Raw genomic sequence first — 19,698 nt, forward strand, 5'->3', positions numbered from 1 at the left:
TAGCTTGATTTCTTAAACAAAGACATAAAATTTTCTTTCATGTCTTCGTTCAAACAAAGCTCCATTTTGGTCCATCCAAATTATTTTTTAGCAACAACTACAGGGGCCATCCCTTTCTCATTGTATTGAATGCTTTCTATTGTAAAACCAGCAGCCTGAAGTTGAATTTTCATGTTCTCTTCCGTGCAAAAATTCAAATAATTAATTTGGACAATATCACCGAAAATCGCTCGTTCTTTGAGAAAATTCTCAGGGGAGATCAGAGACTCAACATTCTGTGGTGGTGGAGGAATAAAACTAATCACTAACGTTCCCTCAGGTTTCAATGCTTTATAAAAGCTTTGATATAATGCAACTAATCTCTTTTCACAAGATTCATACATATTTAATCCATTACTTGTAAGCAGATCAAACTCCGACTCAATCGCTAAATCCCATGCATCTTTTTGCATCAAAGTAATTTGTTCATTGGAAAAACCTTGTTCATGCGCATTTTGACGCGCAAAATTTAAAGATTCGGAATCCGCATCAATACCCACAAGATGGATATTGTGATAAGAAGAATAATCAAGAAATAACAAATCATCCATTAAACCACTAGGAATAGAAGCTAAGGTCATATTAGATTTTAGTCTTTTTCTAATTTCTTCCTGAAATGTATAAAAACGCTCACGCGCCATCACATAAAGCGACTTGTTTAACAACCATGACTCTAACTCTATTGCTTGTTCCTGATCCGGGTTATTACGAAAAATGTAGGAAGTCCAATATCCATTGAGTCCGCGATTATGCAACAAAAATCGTCCTAAACTAAAAGACGCCAATTCATTTAACAATTCTAATGTTTCATGCAGCGGCAAAAATAAATGATCACTTTTTTCCAGACGACTCTTGGTAGAAGCTACTAGTTGCTTGGTAGTTTCATCATAAGGAACATGACTTACTGTTTGATGGGAAATAGCGACACTCATTTTTAATCCTTTATTAAATTAAAGCTAAATTGTTAAAACTCTTTTTTACTGAAACATGATCTAAAATACCCGTTTTTTGTAATACCTGAATGACATTTTTCACTATGGGCAATTCTGGAGTAATTTCAAACCCGTGATACAATTGATTCACAAGCTTTGCGGCTTTTTCTTCATTTCCAAAAAGAGAATTAAGTAACTCCAAATTGAATTGTTTATCTGAGTTGATATGCAAATAGAGTTTAACAAAGGAAGCCAAATGCTCCCCGATACACTCCTGATAATCCTGAGGAAGATTTGCCCAGGTATATGCCAACAAATCATAAAAATAACCATAATGTCGCGATTCATCATTCATATGGTCATTAACGTAAAATTTAATAGAAGGATGTACACTAGGACTATTAAAAAATTCGACCAATTCACGAACTAAAGTCGTTTCAAAAATACATACAGCTAATATTTCAAAAATAGCATGGTATTTGCAAGGCAAACTATTTTTAATTTGGAGTACTGCATTATAAGAATCAGAGATTGGATAATTCAATTTTCTTCGCGTTGGAAATTGTCTATCCAGTTGCATCATCATGTTTTTTGCGACATAGACATGATAATACTCATCAATCAAAACTGTATAAGCATTGAGTTTTGTGTCTTCACTATAAATTACTGGCAATGATTCATAAATGATAAGATGACACGCGTTATTGATCAGTTTGACTTCAAGATGAATAATGTCATTTAAATATTTGAAAAATGACTGAAGAAGTATTTCTTTTTTGATTGATTCACCTAATGCTTGAACTTCTTCATTGAGTAAAATGGGCTGCTTGTCACTGGGGAAAAAATAACCTTCAAGACTAAAATCTATATACTTCTCTGGGCGTGAACGAACCGAACTTCGCGAATCCCACTTTTGTTGATAAACAGTAAACTCAGTATCCTTTATTTCACTAATTACACTGGACATCGGCTTCATCATCCTTAACTTGGAATAGAAGAGACTCCAGCTCTTTATTGAGTAACTCCGTTTATTTTCTGATTCCTGATCTAAAGCGCAAAAACTACCATTTCAATAAATAATTGTCAAAGAATTTTTCTTAAAATATGAACAAATATTCAACCAAAACTACAACCTTCACTTAGTTTCTCCATTCCGACTTAAACTCCCTCATTAACTATTGCGTCTACCACAATGTATTTGGAATAATGCTCTTGGATATTAAACATTCTCTCGGCACAGGAAGAACTATGATGTATAAAAAATCAGAGAAATGCGCATGTGACACCCATTTATCGAGGACTGATCAAAACTGCGACTATTTAGCAGAAGCACTTGATCTTGCTTACAATTCAAGAAAAAAACCTCGAAGAAAATTCGCTAAGATATCGTCCCTCATCAATACTTTCTGCATCCTTTTTGCTGCAGGAAATTCTTCTGCCTGGGCTCATGGTGGAGGGGGTTTTCATGGACAAGGTGGTGGATTTGAATGGGGTAGCTACTCTCGTGAATCTGCAGGGATGTATCACCACAATAACAGTTATCCTGCCTGGGGATCTTCAGGAGGCTATCGGGAAGGTGGATACTATCATGGTTCACTAGGCTCCTCTTATGGGACCATGCATCCATTCCAAGAACATCACCCACAAACCATTCGTCCTTTTAATCAAGCATCAACCGGAATAGGTCATATTGATGGCTTTCATCATGGCGGGTACGCTAACAAAGAGTTTGCTGGCAATGCAAATTGGATAAACCACAACAATTGGCATGGCAATTATTGGCATGGCAACTATTGGCATGGTAGCTATTGGGCTGGAGAAGCCTATTGGGGACCAGGACCTTATTGGGGTTGGGGGAATAGCTTTTTCTATGGCGCATTATTTGGAGCAACATTTACAACAGCATTCTTTTTACCGCCTGTTTATGTAGACTATTATTATTCTGTTCCATTATATTATTACCCTGGACCTTATAATTATACTATCCTCGTTAGCAACTACTCAGCCGTACCTGCGCCTCCGTTACGACCTGCACCACAAAAAGTGGAAACTTGGGTTCCAGCCAAAAATGGCTATATTCCAGTGAATGCAGTGCTCAATAACATTGTCAATAAAAAAGCAACTTATTATTGTCGTGTTAAGTTCCATGGAAACATATCTTATGGAGTTCTGATTCCGAATGACGGTTGTTATGTGGAAGAACCTTCAGTAACCATGAGATTTTCAAAATATGATATTCTGGTTTCTTCGATCGTGGGTTAAGAAGAAAATTGTAAGTGCTTGTGTAAGTGTTTAAAATTTAGTCACCATCGCTTTCGCGGCGTTATTGCGGAGGGTGACGCGCCCCTAAACGTCACCTTCCGTGAAAACGGAAGGTCTAGAAAATAACAAATCGTACTGCTTACGCAGAGGGGGAGCGCTCTTAAAACGCCGTGATTGATACAGCCACTTGATCTTGATTAATTTCCAGCAAAAGAACACTTCGCGGTTTTTAACAATAATTGAGATAACTTGATGTATCCTTTTCTTTTTAAATGAGAAAAGCTATCTACGATATCTTCTTGATCAAGAATATCATCCATTTCCAAAAGCAATACATTGGGCTTTTCTTTCGCAATATTTCTCATAATCTTATTAAGCAATTCAGTGCGTTTAACAATTCTCTCGTTTTGTTCTTGGGTCATTAATGGCAATGGTATTTTTTCAGGAGGATTAATAAATAACAGTTTTACATGTTCTGGAAAAAGACCAATATACCAAAGTACGTTATTTTCAAATTGCTTTTCAGAAACATAGCCACGGTAATTTTTAAATACAAAATAAAAAATGAACTGATAGAGAATTTTTCGCCAACGGTCTCCGAACCAATCCAATGTAGCATTAACAATTTTTTCAATTCGTGGCCACGGAGAAAAACGATTATCAAGATTAAATCGTTTAATATCACGCATCCCATTAATCATCATTGTTTTAATATGTTCTCCCAGCACTTGATTGTCCTGCTTGATCGTTTTCAAACTTTTCCAGAAAATATAACTGGATGTGACAGGGATTTTTTTGCTTTGGATCTTATAGTTCCCACTGTAATAATCGCTTTCAAGAAAATTAACGATCATATGGTACTCATTACTTTCTATGGCTTTTCGTGTTTTATCAAAACGTGTATCTTGCTTGCCCTCTAAATTTTCTCGTAAAAAATGTAAATTTGCATATTCAAAGAATGAGAATATTTCCTCATCTACGTGATAGTGTTCACTGAGAAGAAACGAAACGGCATTGGCAAGACATGGACCTCTGACTAAAACTTTTTTACTATTGGGAGTCGATTTTTTTTCGTCACTTTCTTGTTGCAAATTAATTGCAATAAAGTCCAGATTTATATCCACATTTTTTAGTTTAGAAATATTAAATGAAGGTTTTAATTCGGGATACATTGCTTTTAACCATTGATACATCCTTGCTTCAACGCACATTCCTAGAATACGACATGAAAACACATAGTGAAATAAGGTATTATTTAAAATACAAACATACCCTACAACTCCATAATCTCCGTACTTATCTTCCACCCGGATTTTAAAATTGCTCCCATTTTTTAATTCAAATAAAGTAAATAAATACTCATACTTAATTCGTGATCGCGTATAATTCATCTGATTTGAACGGTTCACAAGCTCTATCACGCGTTCAATCTCATGATCATTGATGTCTAAAGGGATAAGCTGAATTTTGATATTGCATTCTTTCAAGAATGCGTGTTCATCATTATTTTTTTCAAGAAATGTTATTTTATTTTTCTCTTTCCTTTCTAGAATTTTATAATGTGCTAAGCGCTCGCGATTACTGTCATTTTTCCCCCAATTACTTACATCTTCCTGCATAAATTGGTCGGCTAATTTAACTGCAATATTGGGGTTGTGAAAAAGGACCTCTCTTAGAACAAATTCATTATCATCTACAAATAATACATTTTGTTCACGAAGTTGTGCTTGTTCTATAATTTTTTTTATTCGCAATCCTTTATCTTCAAAAGATATTTTAGGAAAAATAAAGAATTCATAGATGCCTAACTGTTTGAGCATCTTTTCGGCTTTTCTTACATCGTTTTTGGAGCAAATAGAATGAACAATACCTCTATTTAACAAATATTCAATTCTTGCAATCACATCTTGGTTTAAGATTACATCATCTTGATCTGCTAGTGTTCCTTTCCACAAGGTATCGTCTAAATCCCAGATGATTAATTTAATTTCATTCACAATAACTCATATTTAATAAAATGATGGATAAAAATTTTTATACTAGGGTCTGTTGACAATTCGTCTTCCAAGACCCGACGTCCTGCGGCTTATCTGCGGGATCCAGTAATCTTGATGAAGTTTATTGCTCAAATACAGATCTTTCTGGATCCCGCAGATAAGCCGCAGGACGTCGAGAACTGAATTGCCAACAAACCCTAGAATGGGTAACTCTTTCTTTAATACAAAACTAGAAACTTCAAGTCAATATATCCCTGATTTCTAGCGAGCCGCATTTTGTATCACATTTAAAAATGGAATGCAAAATTGCTTACATATTATTGGCTTATATTATTTGCATCAAAAGTATTTTAGTAGTAATTTTGTGATTGATATGCATGAGCTCTACCACAAGGCTAATTTTTCTATCATGAGAGAATGCGAAATGTTTCGTTTGTAACATATTCATAAAGTTGCAATTTTTTTAGCTAATATTATTAATAAGAATGAATTATAGCAGTAAGCAAGGTAATCTCTTAAGAGAGAAAAACCAGGAGGCTTAAATGAACATAGTCGATATGAAAACATTTCTTGCTGTTGTTGAATATCATTCAACATCCTTAGCATCAAAACACATGTATGCCTCTCAGCCTACTATAAGCAGGCGTATTAAAAAATTAGAGCAGGAGTTAGGGAGTCAGCTCTTTGTAAATACTACCTATGGAGTGGAGTTGACTCAGAAAGGAAAGGCTTTTCTTCCCTATATTCGCCAAATACTTGGTATTTATAATGAAATGATGAAAGCGGAGCATAATGATCGCAAAAGCCGGCCTAAATTAACGATTAATGTAGGACTTAATCCTTATGTTTCTCTCTCCGTATTTGCCGAATTTATCAATTATATGCTTGCACTGAAAACAAATTATTTTATTATTAATAAAATAATTCCGGGCAAAGATCTGAATACAAGTCTGTCAGGTGGAAATTATGACCTTTTCATTTTACCTTATACAGGAAATTGTCCTGCGAATATAACTTCTATACCTCTATGGAAAGAAAGGGTTTTACCTGTTGTATCTATTACTCATCCTCTAGCGAAACGTAACACTCCTATTTCGATAACTGAATTGGCAGAATACGATGCGGTCTTAACAACGAATGACAGTATATTGCGCCAAAAATTTAACGTGTTGGTCGCACAAAAAGGTATTTCACCTAAAATTATCGCTGAGGTAAATACGGTATATAATTGTATCCAGACAGTCGAACATGGGCAGAGTTGGTGTTTGATTTATGAAAGATTACTTGATGATAAATTAGCTGTAGTTGAACTCAGCGATTTTACTATAGATATTGAGTTTCATGCTTTTTATTTAAAAAAACGCAGCGAAGAACGCCTGATTTGGGAGTTTGTTGAATATCTTCGACAATGGCTCAGCCAATCATCGGATCTCAGTGACCTTCTTATCAAAACAAAAAGTTTATCTATTCAAGGTCAGGATCATAGTAATAAATAGCTTAATCATCAAAAAGGATCTTGAAAACGATTGAATTTAAAAAGGTGCAACAAACCTCTTACTCTGAGTGGGTTACGAACAGAATGGAATCATAACTCAACTCAGGAAGATAATATTCATAAATTTAAAAATAGCAGCAATGCTTTTTGCACATGCAGCCTGTTTTCACTTTGAGTAAAGATTATTGACGCAGGACTGTCTGGCAAAGTTTCAGAAACTTCTTTTCCTCGCTCCATGGGCATACAATGCATAAATACTGCTTCTGACTTCGCATAAGACATTAAAGATTCATTGACCTGGAATCCTTGAAATACTTGACTATTATCCAGTGCTTCAAAGCCCATACTGGCCCATACATCAGTATATACTGCATCAGCATTTTTAACGGCCATTTCAGGTTTTGAAAAACTATAAATCATGCCGTTTTTAATACTATGTGCTTGTTCTATAATTGCACTATTAGGTTGGCGAGATTCAGGGCAACAATAATTAATTGTTATCCCTAATTGAGGTGCAAGCAACATCAAACTATGAAGAATATTATTCCCATCCCCAACATAAGCAACAGTAAGACCATCAAGTGAACCAAAATGCTCCCAGAGACTTAATAAATCAGCGAGAATCTGACATGGATGATGTAAAGCTGAAAGACCATTGATTACAGGTACTTTTGCATGAACAGCCATTTCTTGCAAAATCTCATCAGCATGAGTTCTCATCATAATAAAATCAGTATAACCATTTAGAACTCTTGCCATATCTGCTGGAGTTTCTTGTTTTCTGGTATTACCTAAACTTTCAATAGCAATTCCTCCCATACTTTGAATCGCCATTGCAAAACTTAATCGGGTTCTAAAAGAGGGTTTTTCAAAAATCATGGCCAGGCTTTTACTGGCTAAAGCCTGGCAATAAAAGGAAGGAGTTTGTTTCAGTGCTTTGGCCTTCTCTAAAATACGTTTCAATTCTTCTGTGCTTAATTCTGTTCCAGTAAGGAAATGCTTGATTTTTTTCATAGATGATGCATCACCTACTCCAGTGGGATCGGTGGTAAATGTGTGTTGGGCCCCTACTTCAAGATCAAAAATCGCCTGTTGTAAATTAATCACGAAAGTATTGGTTGTTACTTCGCTAATAGTTTGCGAATGATTGTCTTCTACTATAGTGTGATTCACTGGAATAGTAAGGGACATTTTAACCTCCTCGATTAAATCAGTAAATAAACATTGTTTCTATGGTCTTAGGCTATAACGATTTTTTTAATTCATTCGTTATGAATCCTTTAACCAGATAGTTTCTAGTTTTTGGATTGAGCCATCTGCTTTAAGTTTTTGTAGCGCTTTATTAATCTTTGTTGTTAGTGGAGAACCTTTTTTGACCGCCAAAGCGTAGCCATAATCTGCTTTAGCAATTAAGGAATAAGATAATTCTGTATACTTTTTGCTAAAGATCTTACCCTGAACCCCATCCATTAAAACAACATCGACACGACCTGAAATTAATGATTCAATCGCCTGATTGTTATTATCCAATACTGTAGTTTCAACCTGAGGAAAAGTTTCTCGCAACCAGATCTCCATAATACTGCCCAGTTGGACCGCTACTTTTTTTCCTTTAAGTTGGTTTTGAGTTATGACTGGTTGATTTGAACGATACACAGAAGCTATACCATCAAAATAATAAGGTTCAGAAAAGTCAAAATTGTTTTTTCTAGCTTCGGTAATAGTGATTGTAGCTATAGCAATATCATCTTGACCAGAGCTTATTGCAGGTAGAACCGTACTAAATTGCATGTTATCAAAAACAGCCTCTTTCCCAAGTTCTTTAGCAATAAGTTTTGCCAAATCAATGTCGAAACCTTTAATTTCTCCATGTTCACTATATTCAAAAGGTGGATATACTGCTGATGTAACAAAATGCAGATATTTTTCTTTTTTATTTGAACTACATGAAGATAAAAAAAATATAAACAGGAGCAATGCTAAATTAACAAACTTACCCATATGAATACCAATCCAAAATTTATTCATTTTATGAATATAAATTATTTGATTTTTATTGTCAATAAAATGAATATAATTTCAATTTATTGATTGAGCTTTCAATAGCAAATCAGATAATCTCTTGCGCTTGATGTTCAATATTGACAATAAAAATATAAATTTTGTTAATTTTGAAATAAACATTTGCATTCCACTCAAATTTTAGATTAATCTAAAGGAGACTCATACGGAAAAGGAGATTGCTATGACCAAGAAAGCTGCAAATACTCGCCAAAAAAATGGAGCTCATACAACAAACCACCCTTACTCCAATAAGGACCATCAACTTTTTTTTAATCAACACTCCTCCCATTCATCAGGAATAAAGAAAACAAGAAAAACAAAAAAAGAACAACATCCCACCCAAGAAATAAAATTGGAAACACCTACTGAACTTTTATTAGCTGGTATTTTAGAAGAGTTAAAAACTCAGAATATGATTGAACTCGTAAAACTACAGGCTCAGCAACAACAAGAGCAAGAGGAATTAGAAGCTGCTGAAAAAATGAAAGAAGAAGATAATGCTCGCTTCGAAGAAATCCGAAATTCAATGTATATTTGATTGAACCAGGAAAAAACAGATGGGTTCATAGTAAACATAGTAGAACCCATCTGCTTAATATCCCTTTCTTCTAAACCAATTAATAGAGAATCTGTTAGTTGGTTTGCAGATGCTAAAGCAAGGCAATTTCAGGGTTCCCGCTGCAAAATGAGCTACTCACCAAACTCAGGATAAACGTTCAATCAAAGCAATATATCTGGGATCTTTTTGCATTTTTTCTACGGTACGTTGATAAACATGAATATCTTCTGTTGGCACAGGTATTTTTTCAGCATATTCAAATAAAAGCTCTGCCAACTGATTTGTAAAATTTTGGTAGTTAAACTTCATTACTTCATAATGCAATTGTATCTAATAATAACAATTTCCTGTAACAGAATTTCTTATTACTTGGCAATTGCAGCAAATGCTGACGCCTTATCTCATAACAATCATTAAATCAATTGAATATGAAGATACGGAAAATTATTTTTCTTGAACGATTTTTCTAGACAGGCGGATAGATTTTGTTTTTAATGTCAGACTCAATTCAGGATGAGAAAAATATGTATTTTACAAGGATCTTTTTTTTAATTGTATTTTTATTTATTGGTACAATACGAGAAACCCAAGCAGAAGAAACGGATCAATTTACCCTTCCCCCCAATGAATTACAGGATATTGGCCCAATTACAAGTAGCAGACTTTACGACGTTATTAAACAAGTTATCGCTCAAACTAACTCAGAAATTCAAATGCTTCTACCAAGAGCTCAGCGTAGTCGGCATGCAGCATCTCAATTGGCATTGCGCCAGAATGGAACCTATCTCGCAGATTTAGTCTACAAGCATACTGGTCCAGGTTTTCCACGTTGGTTACGCCGTATTCCTAAAGAATCAAAACCCATATTCTATAAAGAAGCCCTACCCTGGAAAACTGTTTATTGGCTCGTTTTTTCCCAGTCTCCTTTATTTGTAATTGGGCTTGCGCCGACGATTAATATGTATGGTTATTATTTCGGTACTGACAAGCTAGGTCATTTTTTCATGATGGGCCATACCTACTACAAAATTTATATGTATTACCTGGACCATGGAAAATCTGCCCAAAAAGCTCATGCAGCTGTTGTTTTATATGGCCAAATCCTTGAACAAACTTATCTTGGGACCTTGATCAACGGTGTTTATTCCAATGCAGACTTAGCAGGAAATTACGCGGGCTGGAAATTTTATATGAATCTAGCACAAAGCGTGAAAATTGGGGAGCGTACTCTTCCCCCCATTTTAGTTTTAAATGAAGGTCAATGGGAATTTTCCAAACATGTCAACAGAGAAACCCTGCTTAAGCCTTATCTCTCAGATAATTTAAATGAAGCCTTCAATCCTTGTCGTTACTCTTTTATGCGAGGCCAAATCCGTAGACAGGTAAAAAAACGATGTGACGATTGGATAAAACGTCAGGGGCTCACACAACAAATTGTTCAAGCAAAACTTGAAGAAACCAGCCGTTGGCATGGAGAAAACTATGGCCACTGGCTTCCTGTGGACAATGCCGTAACACTCGATGCTTGCTTTGGAGGTCAATAAAAATCAAAAAGTAACATAAAAAACATAAAACAGTCTGTTGACAATTGATTCCTTCAGAGATAGGAACGAATTGTCAGCAAAGCCTAGTTGAGTTCGTGACGAACAAGATAATGTATTGAAGATGACGGATTTTTAATTTGTCTTGTGAAGAACAGTAGTGATCACTACGATGAACAAAAAATTCGGCAACTTCAATTCCCTTGGTTTGCATAGCACTCCACTGTCTTTTCTAAATTAAGAAGACTCACAAAATTTTCGATGGAAAGCTTCTTAGTTCGTGAGATTAATTTTCAGGAGAAATACTGTATGCTAAAGAAAGATGCCCAGTTTATTAGGAATGAATTAGAACTTAATCGTTTGTACGCTTTAAAAGAACGATCCAATGCTGAAAATTATCAAATTATTTCCTTTTGTGTCATGAATATTAGAGCTTTGGAAGAGTATCCTTTAATAAATTGTGATGATGACATGCAACTTGAATTATTAACGCTACGTGGTGATTATTATTTATCACTATTTAAGGCATTAAGTGAAATTAAAAATCCTACTGAAAAAGATATATCTGATCGCTTAAGATATAGAGAAATTGCATATGAATATCATCCTGAAGACGTAAAAAAAATAGAGCAGGAATTTCAATTACAAGAAGCAAAATTAAATTTAGATGAAGATTTTTCACTTGCTCTATATTTAAATGAATTAGAGAAAAAAGGAGTGCTTAAAGAAGAATTAGAACAAAAAGAAACACCTCTCGAAGAGCAAGAACAAAATGAAAGTCTCATAGAGAAACCAGAACATAATGAGAAACATAGCCCCCAAGAACTAAAACAAAATGAGAGCCTATTAGAAAAACCAGAACAAAGTAAAAAGCATCTCCAAGAACTAGAGCAAAATGAGGATCTAGAAGAATTAGAACACAATGAAGAGTTTGTTCTCATAGAGAGCTCCCAAGAAAAAGCAGTGCCCTCAAAAAAAGTTTCTCCTTTGATACAAGAAGATGTAAAGAAGAAATATCATAATTCTTTATTTGATTGGGCAAAGAATACACCCCCAGAAGTTTTAGAGCGGTATATTAATAAGATAATTGATAAAAAATATACTCCTTTGGTGTCTACTCTTTCATTTCGCCAACGAACAGAACCCGTTAAAGAATATTTAAGAAGAAGTAAAAATGAAAGTGGTGATAATCGACTAGCATATATTTTAAGCTCAGGCTCTCAAGAGGATGGCGCCTTAAATCAACTACTCGTAAAAGACCTTACCCCTTTAATGTTGCGCAAGCATTTTATCCCTGATATTAACCTTGCGATTCAAGATAAAAGCTTTGCACAAAACATAGTAGATATTACTCGGGATGTAGTGTTATTTGCAAAGAAAGATAAACAATTTACTCATCCATTTAGTAATGTGGGTATCTCATTAGTCTATAGAGCTATTTATGATTGGGTGGATAGTTTAACGGAAAAATCATTTCAAAGTCTGGTTAAGTCTGCATTAAAACAATATGAAGGAAAAACATGGGGGAGCTATTGGGGCTCATCAAGACGTATAGTGATTGAGGATTATCTTAAAGAAAATTGTAATTCTAAAGCATTAGCTATGATTTTTATGAATAATATCGAAATGTCCACCTTAAGCGAGTGTTTATTTACTAAAATTGTTGAAACAATTAAAAAAGAAATTATAAGTGGTGAGTATCCTAAAATGAAACAAGATTTAAAATACAAATTAGTTGCAGATTTTAATTTAAAAGAGCATAAAGATTTTTATCTGGCAAATCTGCGTATGCATCATGAAACCATTGCGGCTGCAGCAAAGAATTCTCCTAGTGTCACGCTGAATAATGTAGGTTAAAGCAAGACAGGAAGAGTACGTACCAAGGACACCCAGAGTTTTAATTATAATACTTTTGTACATGACAAATTTTTTGTCATGTACGTAGCTATACTTCTATCCCCTCCTGAGGGTTGTGCTATAATCGAGTTCTTGAGCGTTATATCCTAGATTCAGGACAGTCTAAAATATGTTATTTTTGAGGATTTAATTATGTTTGACAAAATAGACGCAACAGGAAGCTATATAGAATTTCCAGGGGTAACGATTATTGCCCCAACCCTCAAAACGTCTCAAGAAAATGATTTCTTACATAGAATACATCAATCTCTGACAAGCTCAACATTACTAACTCAGTATTATACTCCATTACCCGATGAGAGTTATCACATGACTACCTGTAATCTCTATACCAAAAATGAGCATAATCTGGATTGGTTTAAATTTATCACGGATAAGCTTGAATTTTTCCAAAATATCTTTATGCAACTTAAGACCCATGAATTTACACCAGAAGCCTCAATTGAAGCTGTTCAATTCGGAAGAGCATTACAATTACGTTTATCATTACCAGAAAATCAAAAAAAAATGATCCAAGAATTTGCTCAAACATTTGGCATTGAAGATCGGACTCCCTCTTTTTTTCACATTACCTTAGCTTATGGTTATAAAGACATTAGTGATGAAAAAGTACATCAAGAGATTACCGCAGCGCTTGAAGAAATAATTGCCCCATATATAAATCAGAAAATAAAGCTCGATGTGCCAACGCTATGTTATTTTGAATCTATGAAAGCATTCATTCCGTGGGATGGAAGAACCTATCCATTTAACGAGAATCAGGGTATCAAAAAAGCAACAAGGTTCTTTGATACTGGTGAAACTCCATCGTCCACAATCACGTCTGAAAGCTCTTCTACTTGTAGTTCAAAATTATTAAGGTAGCTTTTTCATCACCGAAAGAAACAGCTCTGAATTTAAAAAGAACTGTAACCAAGCATAAAGATGTTTATATTCACTTTGTTCAAACCATTGTTGATCTACCATATAAAATTGCCTGATGAATGGAAATAAAGCGACATCAGTGCAACAAATATGATCTGCTAAAAGAAATTGGTGATTTATTAATAATAAATTTAATTTAGAAAAATACTCTTTAGCTTCATTTCTGTAATAGTGAGGATCATAATTATTGCAATGTTGTGAATATTTATAATTATCTAAAATAGGTTTGAACCTTACATCATTAAAATAAATTAATTCATCACTCTTATCTTTTAATTCAGTACATAACCATCCATCAGGATCATACTGGGTTAAGGCCCAACTCATAATATCAAGACTTTCATCAATGACACGACCATCTTCTAAAATTAATACAGGGACCGTTCCTTTTGGCGAGGCTAAAAGCATTTCCTGAGGTTTTTGCTTCAGTATAACCTCTCGTTGCACTACTTTAATTTGGGAGTATGCAAGCGCCATTCTTGCTCTAATGGCATACGGACAACGTCTAAAAGTATAAAGTATTGGATAATCCACTGGATTCAAATTAGGAATCATAGTAAATGATATTTTAACCATAAAATAAAGTTGAGTTCGATAAAAAACTCACTTTATTTTTTATATTGAACTGACGCCCAATAGAAAACAAATGTTTTGGAATTGAAAATCTATAATGAAAACTCTAAATACACACGTATCCCCTTTTAGTTAAGCTAAGTTTTTCTTAACAATTGTGTTGCATAATTATCCCTCATTTATTTTTTAGGACTAAATATGTTTGCAAAAAAAGATAGTAGTTTGAGAGCAAAGACAGAGAATCTTTGGGATAATATATGCGTCTATAGAAAAGACTCCGCCAAACAAATTAGTAAAAGTTATGGACATAATTTGACGGAAATTATTAATAATTTACAATCTTTTTCTGGAGTAAAATCTTATAGCGGTCATCAAAGTGGTAGAAAAGGAGATGGAGAAAATAAGTCAGCAATGAAAGTTCTGGATAATGCTATTCTTCATCTGAAAAATTGCCTCGCTAATACAGATGAAGCTGGATATTCAATGAGATAATAAACAGTCACGCAAATTCGATATAAAAAATAAGTTAATTTTTTATATCGAACTGTTTTATGTAGAACTTGATCCCGTCACCTCTTCACCTTCGCTAGAAACAAGCTTTATGAGATAAAGTTCGTTTAAGAAAATTACTTAGGTTTAGAAACAACCAAGCCAAAACGTTGATCATAAGCCTCCTGAGAATCTTCTGATAAATCACGAACCTTACTTAATACATCTTTAGGCAACTGTTTAAAAAAGCCTATATCTTTTCCAAAAGCCCCTTCATGACGAATTTTATCAACCATCATTTTATGATTTACCTGAGAAGCTAACCTATTTTCTTCAAACAAAGGAAGGGAATATGTTTTAGTAGGAATTTGAGCGACTCGTTGTATATCACGAGCTGGTGTGTCTTGCTTTAAAAGAACTGAATCAGCTAATTCAGTTTCAGTTAATGCGATTGCATAAGGTCCAACAAAGAATGAATCGCCATGAATTACATTACTACCAATTTTCATAGTATAACCAAATGGTATTTCAAAAGCGGCAAAATCAAATGCCCCATCCTCACGCTCAACTCCCAATATCAATGCACCACTACACTCAGGAGAGAGTGGTGTAAAAACATGAGGAAAGGGATGAGTTTCTACAAATAATCCACCGCCCCCTCTTTGATTCATCACATAGTCTTGAATATAATCTGCGTCCCATTGATATTCCACTAAATAAAGATTTTCTAAAGATTTGTCCGTTACAGCATCGAGAGTAAATGATTTTTCTAGGGGAATAAGCTCCGCACCGTATTTAGCTAAAAATGCTGCAGGCACAGCCAGTGCATTCATTTTAGGAATATTCATCACTTTAATGTCAGGTGGGATGGTCAATACTCCCAAACTGCCAAAAACACTGGCATTACGCCCGCTTAGGCCTTGCTCCTGGTTTTTATTTTTCCAAGTAGCCTTAATGGTTAACTCTTGTGGAGGAGTTATCTGAATCGAACCTGTAGAAGAAGGTAAATCAGTTTCACTTATTCCAGTCGCATCCAACATATTGATTTCTGTACCTGCTTTAAGAATAGCATGAGCTTTTGCAGCTTTCATTAGCGGTTTGCTTCCTGGAATATCTGGGTTTCGTCGATCGACCATAGTAGACTGCAAACCATGTAAATGCTCTCTTACTACTTCAGAGGATAATTTACTTTTCATACATAAGGCACAAGTACAGATATCCGCATTTTTTGAGGAGATAGAATTAGACGTGTATTTATTTTTACCTTTCTTTTCGAAGTGTTCTCTCATAATATTCATACTCACTTTAATGTAAAATATTTAATCTTTTTGATTAAAAAAAATCATGAAGATAAATTATATGCTAAAAAAATTAACTAATTATTAAGTAAAATTGAATAAGATAGAGTTCATTCATTCCAATATGTTTAAAAAATAGACTATTATCGAGCTACTCAGGCAAACTGTAATTGATTATTTTTAGATCTAAAGTAAAAATTATTTCTTAAGCTCTGACTGTCTAGGAAATCACTATAAAATTTGTTTCATAATTTTCTACTAACATAAAGTGATTGGCGGGTACATCAAACCATTCGGAATTAAATGCCGATAACCGCTCTGAAGCAACCAGAGCCATAGGGTAATTTTTAATTTTTTTTAACCCCGGACGTTGAGCATGACGTATTAATGAACTCTCAGTAAGATAATGAAGGCTATCTGGTTTGTGACGTTTTGAATTACAATAGCGAGAAACAAGCATGCTCTTACCATTAGTTAAACAAACATTAAAATAAGATGGTCCTGCATTACTACTATATTGTTTGCTTAAACCATTAATTATTTTTAGGGTTTCCATAAATACAGCCGCTACTTCCTTTATTTGAGAGAGATCCCTATTCTTAGCTAATTGCAAAAACAGAGCAAAAAGATGTTCAGAGTCCGTTTCTCCTTGTATCCAATGATAAATATCATCATCTAATAGATGGCGCAGATGTCGTTTGAGCAAAATAAAATCATGTATAGTCCCATTATGCATGAACATCCACTCCCCATGAACAAATGGGTGACAATTATAAGTTGTTACTCCACCTGCACTTGCAGACCTAACGTGCGCAAAAAAACATGGGGATTCAATTTTACGGCATAGGTTAAGGAGGTTTCTATCATTCCATGCTGGAGATATTGAGGTAAAAAGCCCCGGGGTTTTTCCCAAGTGAGGAACATACCACCCCAGCCCAAAACCATCACCATTAGTTCTAACATGAGACTCCTTGGCATGTAAACTTTGCATAATCAGTGAATTTGAGGGTTTCACTAAGACATCTTCCAGCAGCAATTTATGTCCCATGTATGCTACCAAACGACACATACTTTATCCTTGATAAATAGAAATATTCATATCTAAATTATAGAGGCTAATCCTTTAAAAAAATATGTACCACCTTAGCAACGGAAAAACATTGTTATTTAATATTGGCAGACAACACCTCCTGACAATATCAAATAACAATATTATAAGATTTAAAATTGACAAATAGACAGAACAAATTATCCTCATAGTGAGCAATGAATAATTCATATTATTTCCATTTGCACTCTAAATACCAAAAATGAAGTTTGGTATTCCAATAAAAAGGAATTTAAATATGCTAAAAAGCGTCCTCAACACTGCAAAAGCACAACAACCAATCGCAACTACAGGTATGTTCGCTCATACCTACTATTGGCTAACGTCCCCCTCAGGAGACCAAACATATCAGAATCCTTCCTATAAGAAGGATCAAAATCCAGATGGAGAAACCGCAGTTTACTTTATTCATGGTACAGCCGATCAATCCTCAGCATTTCAACTTGTTGCAGATCGTTTGATTCGCGCTGGACTTCCTAATGAAATTTCCACCTTAAATCTGCTTTCTTTTGATCAACGGTATCAGGGAAAAAGTATTGTATTTTTTGCAGAGCAACTCAGGGAGAAAATAAAGGCAAACCAGCATAAACGAGTCATTTTGATTGCTCATTCCCGAGGAGGATTGGTTGCTTCTTATTTTGCAGAATTTTTGGCGCAACAAGCCGGCATTGAAGTACCTCTCATCATGACAGTGGGTACGCCATTTAATGGCTCTTATCTTGCGATAAAACCATTGTCTTGGTTTTCCGATTCAATAAGGGAAATGGAAATTGACAGTAATTTTCTGATCCAATTAAAGAAAAAAATAATAGATAATTCATTAAGTAACTATCATTTTTTCATCGCGACGGAAGATGCTATTGTGCCTGGAGAATCCGGATTTATTCAGGAATATGTTAAAAAGCATCCAAATTCGTTAACCATTTTAGATAGACACGGTCATCTCTCTGTGATGTCTTCTCATCGATTGGTGGCTCATATTGCGGCGTTGATCCGCAAGCATTTTCATTCTCTGATCAATTCAGAAATAATCGTTTCCAAATTAGCAGAATACACTTTAATTGAAAATTACTCTCCCTAACAGTACCTGTTGACAATTTACTCTAAGTTGCCTATTTTATGCGCTGATTCTAAGTCACTAGATTAAAAAATTTTGAGGAAAATCTAAGGTAAGCATGAGCTGCATGAAAATGCCCTCGATACATGCCAAAAATGGTTATGGATATTAAAAACTTAAGTGATTTTTTAACAATTTATTATTACATTGGCGACTAAAATAAAACCTTAGTGTATAATCGTTGTTCTTTTGTCTTAATGAGATAACTTATTTCGAGTTATCCAAAAATGGAGAGAGATATGCCCGAGTTTTTCAAAAAGTCAAAAACACCTAATCCTAAAAAGAATTTTTTCCAAAATTATTCGGATCATCTTAATTATCTAGAACAGGAAATTAAAGAAGCCTGGGAAAAAATGCAAAAAACAAAGACGCTGGAAGAGCAATTAAATTTAATTAGTGATGAAGCTTTAAAACGCTTAAACATCTTTGAAAGACTACGCGATGGCCATGATTATATGGATGAAGTTGTTGGGGCAACTGCACTACCTGCAATGGGAATGATTCTTTCTATTGCCTCATTGGCCGCTGCAGCATGGGAAGGTGCTCACGCATTAGCAATTCATTTTAACTTAGCAAAAAAAGATGGTGAAGATCACAAAGAAAATGCAGCAAACTTATTATTACTTTCCGCTGCAAGCTTTGTTCTTTCTGTCGCAAGCTTCCTCAAATCTGCGCTAAGCTTGATCACCAGACCTGTTATTACCGCTGTTCAGGGCTTTGCAAAACAAGATATAGTTCGTTTCCATAACGATGAATCTGTTGAAGGTTTTGTGGCTAGAATGTAAATAGCAACAAAGATTGTTTTTAAGTTTTTTTAAAGACTTTCTGGCTATTAACGTAAGCAAATAGTATTACATAAAGCTTACTCGTTCACGGTGTATGTCAATGTCAGGATAAAAATCCGTTGTCATCGTGAACGAAGTGAAGCAATCCAGCTCAAATCCTCAATGTGAGAACGTTCTGACTCTGAGATATCCCCCCAAAATTTAAAATGAGGATCTAGTCATTATTTAAAGCTATTCAGCCTGCCTCGAAGGGTTGCGATGCTTCTCTTAAGGCTTAGCGACAGCGCTTTGCGCTTCCTCAGCCCGAACGATCTTAAGTGTAAAATGGATCTTTTTGGGGGGAGCTCTCAATTCTGGATGCTTAGGGATAGCTTGCAAAAAATGAGGAGCCAGTCATTATTTAGAGCCGTTCAGCCTAAGGAGGGACATAATGCCCCGTCTCGAAGGCTTGGGATGCTTCTCTTAAGGCTTCGAGACAGCGCTTTGCGCTTCCTCAGCCCGAACGACCCAAGGGGAGAACCGAGAAAAATAATCTTTTAGTTTTAATTTTGTGGGGATATCTCAGTTCGAGACGTGCTCTATCTCCACGAAATTTAAA

General features: G+C 34.9%; 18 protein-coding genes. 9 read left to right on the top strand and 9 right to left on the bottom strand.

The features are described from left to right. Window positions 1–80 precede the first annotated feature (80 nt). Together DYH34_RS15050 and DYH34_RS15055 are read right to left on the bottom strand one after the other, a co-directional pair. Window positions 81–971 (bottom strand): SAM-dependent methyltransferase, encoded by an 891-nt coding sequence (locus DYH34_RS15050; RefSeq protein WP_058464953.1) that lies wholly within the window; start codon window positions 969–971, stop codon window positions 81–83. Between the two features lie 13 nt (window positions 972–984). Further along, complete coding sequence (locus DYH34_RS15055) at window positions 985–1,938, bottom strand: diiron oxygenase (protein ID WP_058464952.1); 954 nt, start codon at window positions 1,936–1,938, stop codon at window positions 985–987. Window positions 1,939–2,219: 281 nt separating this feature from the next. Between DYH34_RS15055 and DYH34_RS15060 the strand changes: the two genes are divergently transcribed. Next, window positions 2,220–3,233 carry a hypothetical protein gene (locus DYH34_RS15060; protein WP_238589493.1) on the top strand — a complete coding sequence of 338 codons (1,014 nt, stop codon included), beginning with the start codon at window positions 2,220–2,222 and terminating at the stop codon, window positions 3,231–3,233. Between the two features lie 197 nt (window positions 3,234–3,430). Here the strand turns inward: DYH34_RS15060 and DYH34_RS15065 are convergent, their stop codons facing one another. Then, window positions 3,431–5,230: a hypothetical protein gene (locus DYH34_RS15065; protein ID WP_058464950.1), complete on the bottom strand. Its 1,800-nt coding sequence runs from the start codon at window positions 5,228–5,230 to the stop codon at window positions 3,431–3,433. A 542-nt stretch (window positions 5,231–5,772) separates the two neighbouring features. Here DYH34_RS15065 and DYH34_RS15070 point away from each other — a divergent pair. Next, the gene (locus DYH34_RS15070) at window positions 5,773–6,726 is read left to right on the top strand and encodes a LysR family transcriptional regulator (RefSeq protein WP_058464949.1); all 954 of its coding nucleotides are present in this window, start codon (window positions 5,773–5,775) and stop codon (window positions 6,724–6,726) included. A gap of 116 nt (window positions 6,727–6,842) precedes the next feature. Here the strand turns inward: DYH34_RS15070 and argF are convergent, their stop codons facing one another. Together argF and DYH34_RS15080 are read right to left on the bottom strand one after the other, a co-directional pair. Then, the gene (argF, locus tag DYH34_RS15075; RefSeq protein ID WP_058464948.1) at window positions 6,843–7,916 is read right to left on the bottom strand and encodes an ornithine carbamoyltransferase; all 1,074 of its coding nucleotides are present in this window, start codon (window positions 7,914–7,916) and stop codon (window positions 6,843–6,845) included. Window positions 7,917–7,994: 78 nt separating this feature from the next. Further along, window positions 7,995–8,726: a substrate-binding periplasmic protein gene (locus DYH34_RS15080; protein WP_058464947.1), complete on the bottom strand. Its 732-nt coding sequence runs from the start codon at window positions 8,724–8,726 to the stop codon at window positions 7,995–7,997. Window positions 8,727–8,970: 244 nt separating this feature from the next. Between DYH34_RS15080 and DYH34_RS15085 the strand changes: the two genes are divergently transcribed. Next, the gene (locus DYH34_RS15085) at window positions 8,971–9,327 is read left to right on the top strand and encodes a hypothetical protein (RefSeq protein WP_058464946.1); all 357 of its coding nucleotides are present in this window, start codon (window positions 8,971–8,973) and stop codon (window positions 9,325–9,327) included. A gap of 165 nt (window positions 9,328–9,492) precedes the next feature. Here the strand turns inward: DYH34_RS15085 and DYH34_RS18110 are convergent, their stop codons facing one another. Further along, the gene (locus DYH34_RS18110) at window positions 9,493–9,657 is read right to left on the bottom strand and encodes a hypothetical protein (protein ID WP_157061453.1); all 165 of its coding nucleotides are present in this window, start codon (window positions 9,655–9,657) and stop codon (window positions 9,493–9,495) included. Between the two features lie 215 nt (window positions 9,658–9,872). Between DYH34_RS18110 and DYH34_RS15090 the strand changes: the two genes are divergently transcribed. The 3 genes from DYH34_RS15090 to DYH34_RS15100 all read left to right on the top strand — a co-directional run bounded on the left by DYH34_RS15090 (window position 9,873) and on the right by DYH34_RS15100 (window position 13,670). After that, a complete protein-coding gene (locus tag DYH34_RS15090; protein ID WP_058464945.1) occupies window positions 9,873–10,892 on the top strand; it encodes a hypothetical protein in 1,020 nt (339 codons plus the stop codon). Between the two features lie 306 nt (window positions 10,893–11,198). After that, window positions 11,199–12,746 carry a hypothetical protein gene (locus tag DYH34_RS15095; RefSeq protein WP_058464944.1) on the top strand — a complete coding sequence of 516 codons (1,548 nt, stop codon included), beginning with the start codon at window positions 11,199–11,201 and terminating at the stop codon, window positions 12,744–12,746. 192 nt (window positions 12,747–12,938) lie between these two features. Beyond that, complete coding sequence (locus DYH34_RS15100; RefSeq protein ID WP_058464943.1) at window positions 12,939–13,670, top strand: DUF1868 domain-containing protein; 732 nt, start codon at window positions 12,939–12,941, stop codon at window positions 13,668–13,670. On the opposite strand, the gene DYH34_RS15105 is transcribed toward DYH34_RS15100, so the two are convergent. After that, on the bottom strand, window positions 13,662–14,306 hold the full coding sequence (locus tag DYH34_RS15105) for a glutathione S-transferase (RefSeq protein ID WP_202972243.1): 645 nt from the start codon (window positions 14,304–14,306) through the stop codon (window positions 13,662–13,664). The genes DYH34_RS15100 and DYH34_RS15105 overlap by 9 nt on opposite strands. Before the next feature lie 195 nt (window positions 14,307–14,501). Between DYH34_RS15105 and DYH34_RS15110 the strand changes: the two genes are divergently transcribed. Continuing rightward, window positions 14,502–14,795, top strand: a complete 294-nt coding sequence (locus tag DYH34_RS15110; RefSeq protein ID WP_058464942.1) for a hypothetical protein — start codon at window positions 14,502–14,504, stop codon at window positions 14,793–14,795. A gap of 134 nt (window positions 14,796–14,929) precedes the next feature. Here the strand turns inward: DYH34_RS15110 and DYH34_RS15115 are convergent, their stop codons facing one another. Both DYH34_RS15115 and DYH34_RS15120 read right to left on the bottom strand, forming a co-directional pair. After that, window positions 14,930–16,081 carry a hypothetical protein gene (locus DYH34_RS15115; RefSeq protein WP_058464941.1) on the bottom strand — a complete coding sequence of 384 codons (1,152 nt, stop codon included), beginning with the start codon at window positions 16,079–16,081 and terminating at the stop codon, window positions 14,930–14,932. A gap of 229 nt (window positions 16,082–16,310) precedes the next feature. Further along, window positions 16,311–17,159: a class II glutamine amidotransferase gene (locus DYH34_RS15120; protein ID WP_058464940.1), complete on the bottom strand. Its 849-nt coding sequence runs from the start codon at window positions 17,157–17,159 to the stop codon at window positions 16,311–16,313. 277 nt (window positions 17,160–17,436) lie between these two features. Here DYH34_RS15120 and DYH34_RS15125 point away from each other — a divergent pair, with 277 nt between their 5' ends. Next, the gene (locus DYH34_RS15125; RefSeq protein WP_058464939.1) at window positions 17,437–18,279 is read left to right on the top strand and encodes an alpha/beta hydrolase; all 843 of its coding nucleotides are present in this window, start codon (window positions 17,437–17,439) and stop codon (window positions 18,277–18,279) included. Window positions 18,280–18,554: 275 nt separating this feature from the next. Then, window positions 18,555–19,100, top strand: coding sequence for a hypothetical protein (locus tag DYH34_RS15130; protein WP_058464938.1), 546 nt, complete (start codon window positions 18,555–18,557; stop codon window positions 19,098–19,100). Window positions 19,101–19,698 lie beyond the last annotated feature (598 nt).

Source organism: Legionella cincinnatiensis, from assembly GCF_900452415.1.
GTDB classification, from domain to species: Bacteria; Pseudomonadota; Gammaproteobacteria; order Legionellales; family Legionellaceae; genus Legionella; species Legionella cincinnatiensis.

Bases quoted from the DNA above. Each gene is read 5' to 3' on its own strand.
- DYH34_RS15050 (WP_058464953.1), bottom strand. From the start codon at position 971: ATGAGTGTCGCTATTTCCCATCAAACAGTAAGTCATGTTCCTTATGAT.
- DYH34_RS15055 (WP_058464952.1), bottom strand. From the start codon at position 1,938: ATGTCCAGTGTAATTAGTGAAATAAAGGATACTGAGTTTACTGTTTAT.
- DYH34_RS15060 (WP_238589493.1), top strand. From the start codon at position 2,220: ATGATGTATAAAAAATCAGAGAAATGCGCATGTGACACCCATTTATCG.
- DYH34_RS15070 (WP_058464949.1), top strand. From the start codon at position 5,773: ATGAACATAGTCGATATGAAAACATTTCTTGCTGTTGTTGAATATCAT.
- argF (WP_058464948.1), bottom strand. From the start codon at position 7,916: ATGTCCCTTACTATTCCAGTGAATCACACTATAGTAGAAGACAATCAT.
- DYH34_RS15080 (WP_058464947.1), bottom strand. From the start codon at position 8,726: ATGGGTAAGTTTGTTAATTTAGCATTGCTCCTGTTTATATTTTTTTTA.
- DYH34_RS15085 (WP_058464946.1), top strand. From the start codon at position 8,971: ATGACCAAGAAAGCTGCAAATACTCGCCAAAAAAATGGAGCTCATACA.
- DYH34_RS18110 (WP_157061453.1), bottom strand. From the start codon at position 9,657: ATGAAGTTTAACTACCAAAATTTTACAAATCAGTTGGCAGAGCTTTTA.
- DYH34_RS15090 (WP_058464945.1), top strand. From the start codon at position 9,873: ATGTATTTTACAAGGATCTTTTTTTTAATTGTATTTTTATTTATTGGT.
- DYH34_RS15095 (WP_058464944.1), top strand. From the start codon at position 11,199: ATGCTAAAGAAAGATGCCCAGTTTATTAGGAATGAATTAGAACTTAAT.
- DYH34_RS15100 (WP_058464943.1), top strand. From the start codon at position 12,939: ATGTTTGACAAAATAGACGCAACAGGAAGCTATATAGAATTTCCAGGG.
- DYH34_RS15105 (WP_202972243.1), bottom strand. From the start codon at position 14,306: ATGGTTAAAATATCATTTACTATGATTCCTAATTTGAATCCAGTGGAT.
- DYH34_RS15110 (WP_058464942.1), top strand. From the start codon at position 14,502: ATGTTTGCAAAAAAAGATAGTAGTTTGAGAGCAAAGACAGAGAATCTT.
- DYH34_RS15115 (WP_058464941.1), bottom strand. From the start codon at position 16,081: ATGAGAGAACACTTCGAAAAGAAAGGTAAAAATAAATACACGTCTAAT.
- DYH34_RS15120 (WP_058464940.1), bottom strand. From the start codon at position 17,159: ATGTGTCGTTTGGTAGCATACATGGGACATAAATTGCTGCTGGAAGAT.
- DYH34_RS15125 (WP_058464939.1), top strand. From the start codon at position 17,437: ATGCTAAAAAGCGTCCTCAACACTGCAAAAGCACAACAACCAATCGCA.
- DYH34_RS15130 (WP_058464938.1), top strand. From the start codon at position 18,555: ATGCCCGAGTTTTTCAAAAAGTCAAAAACACCTAATCCTAAAAAGAAT.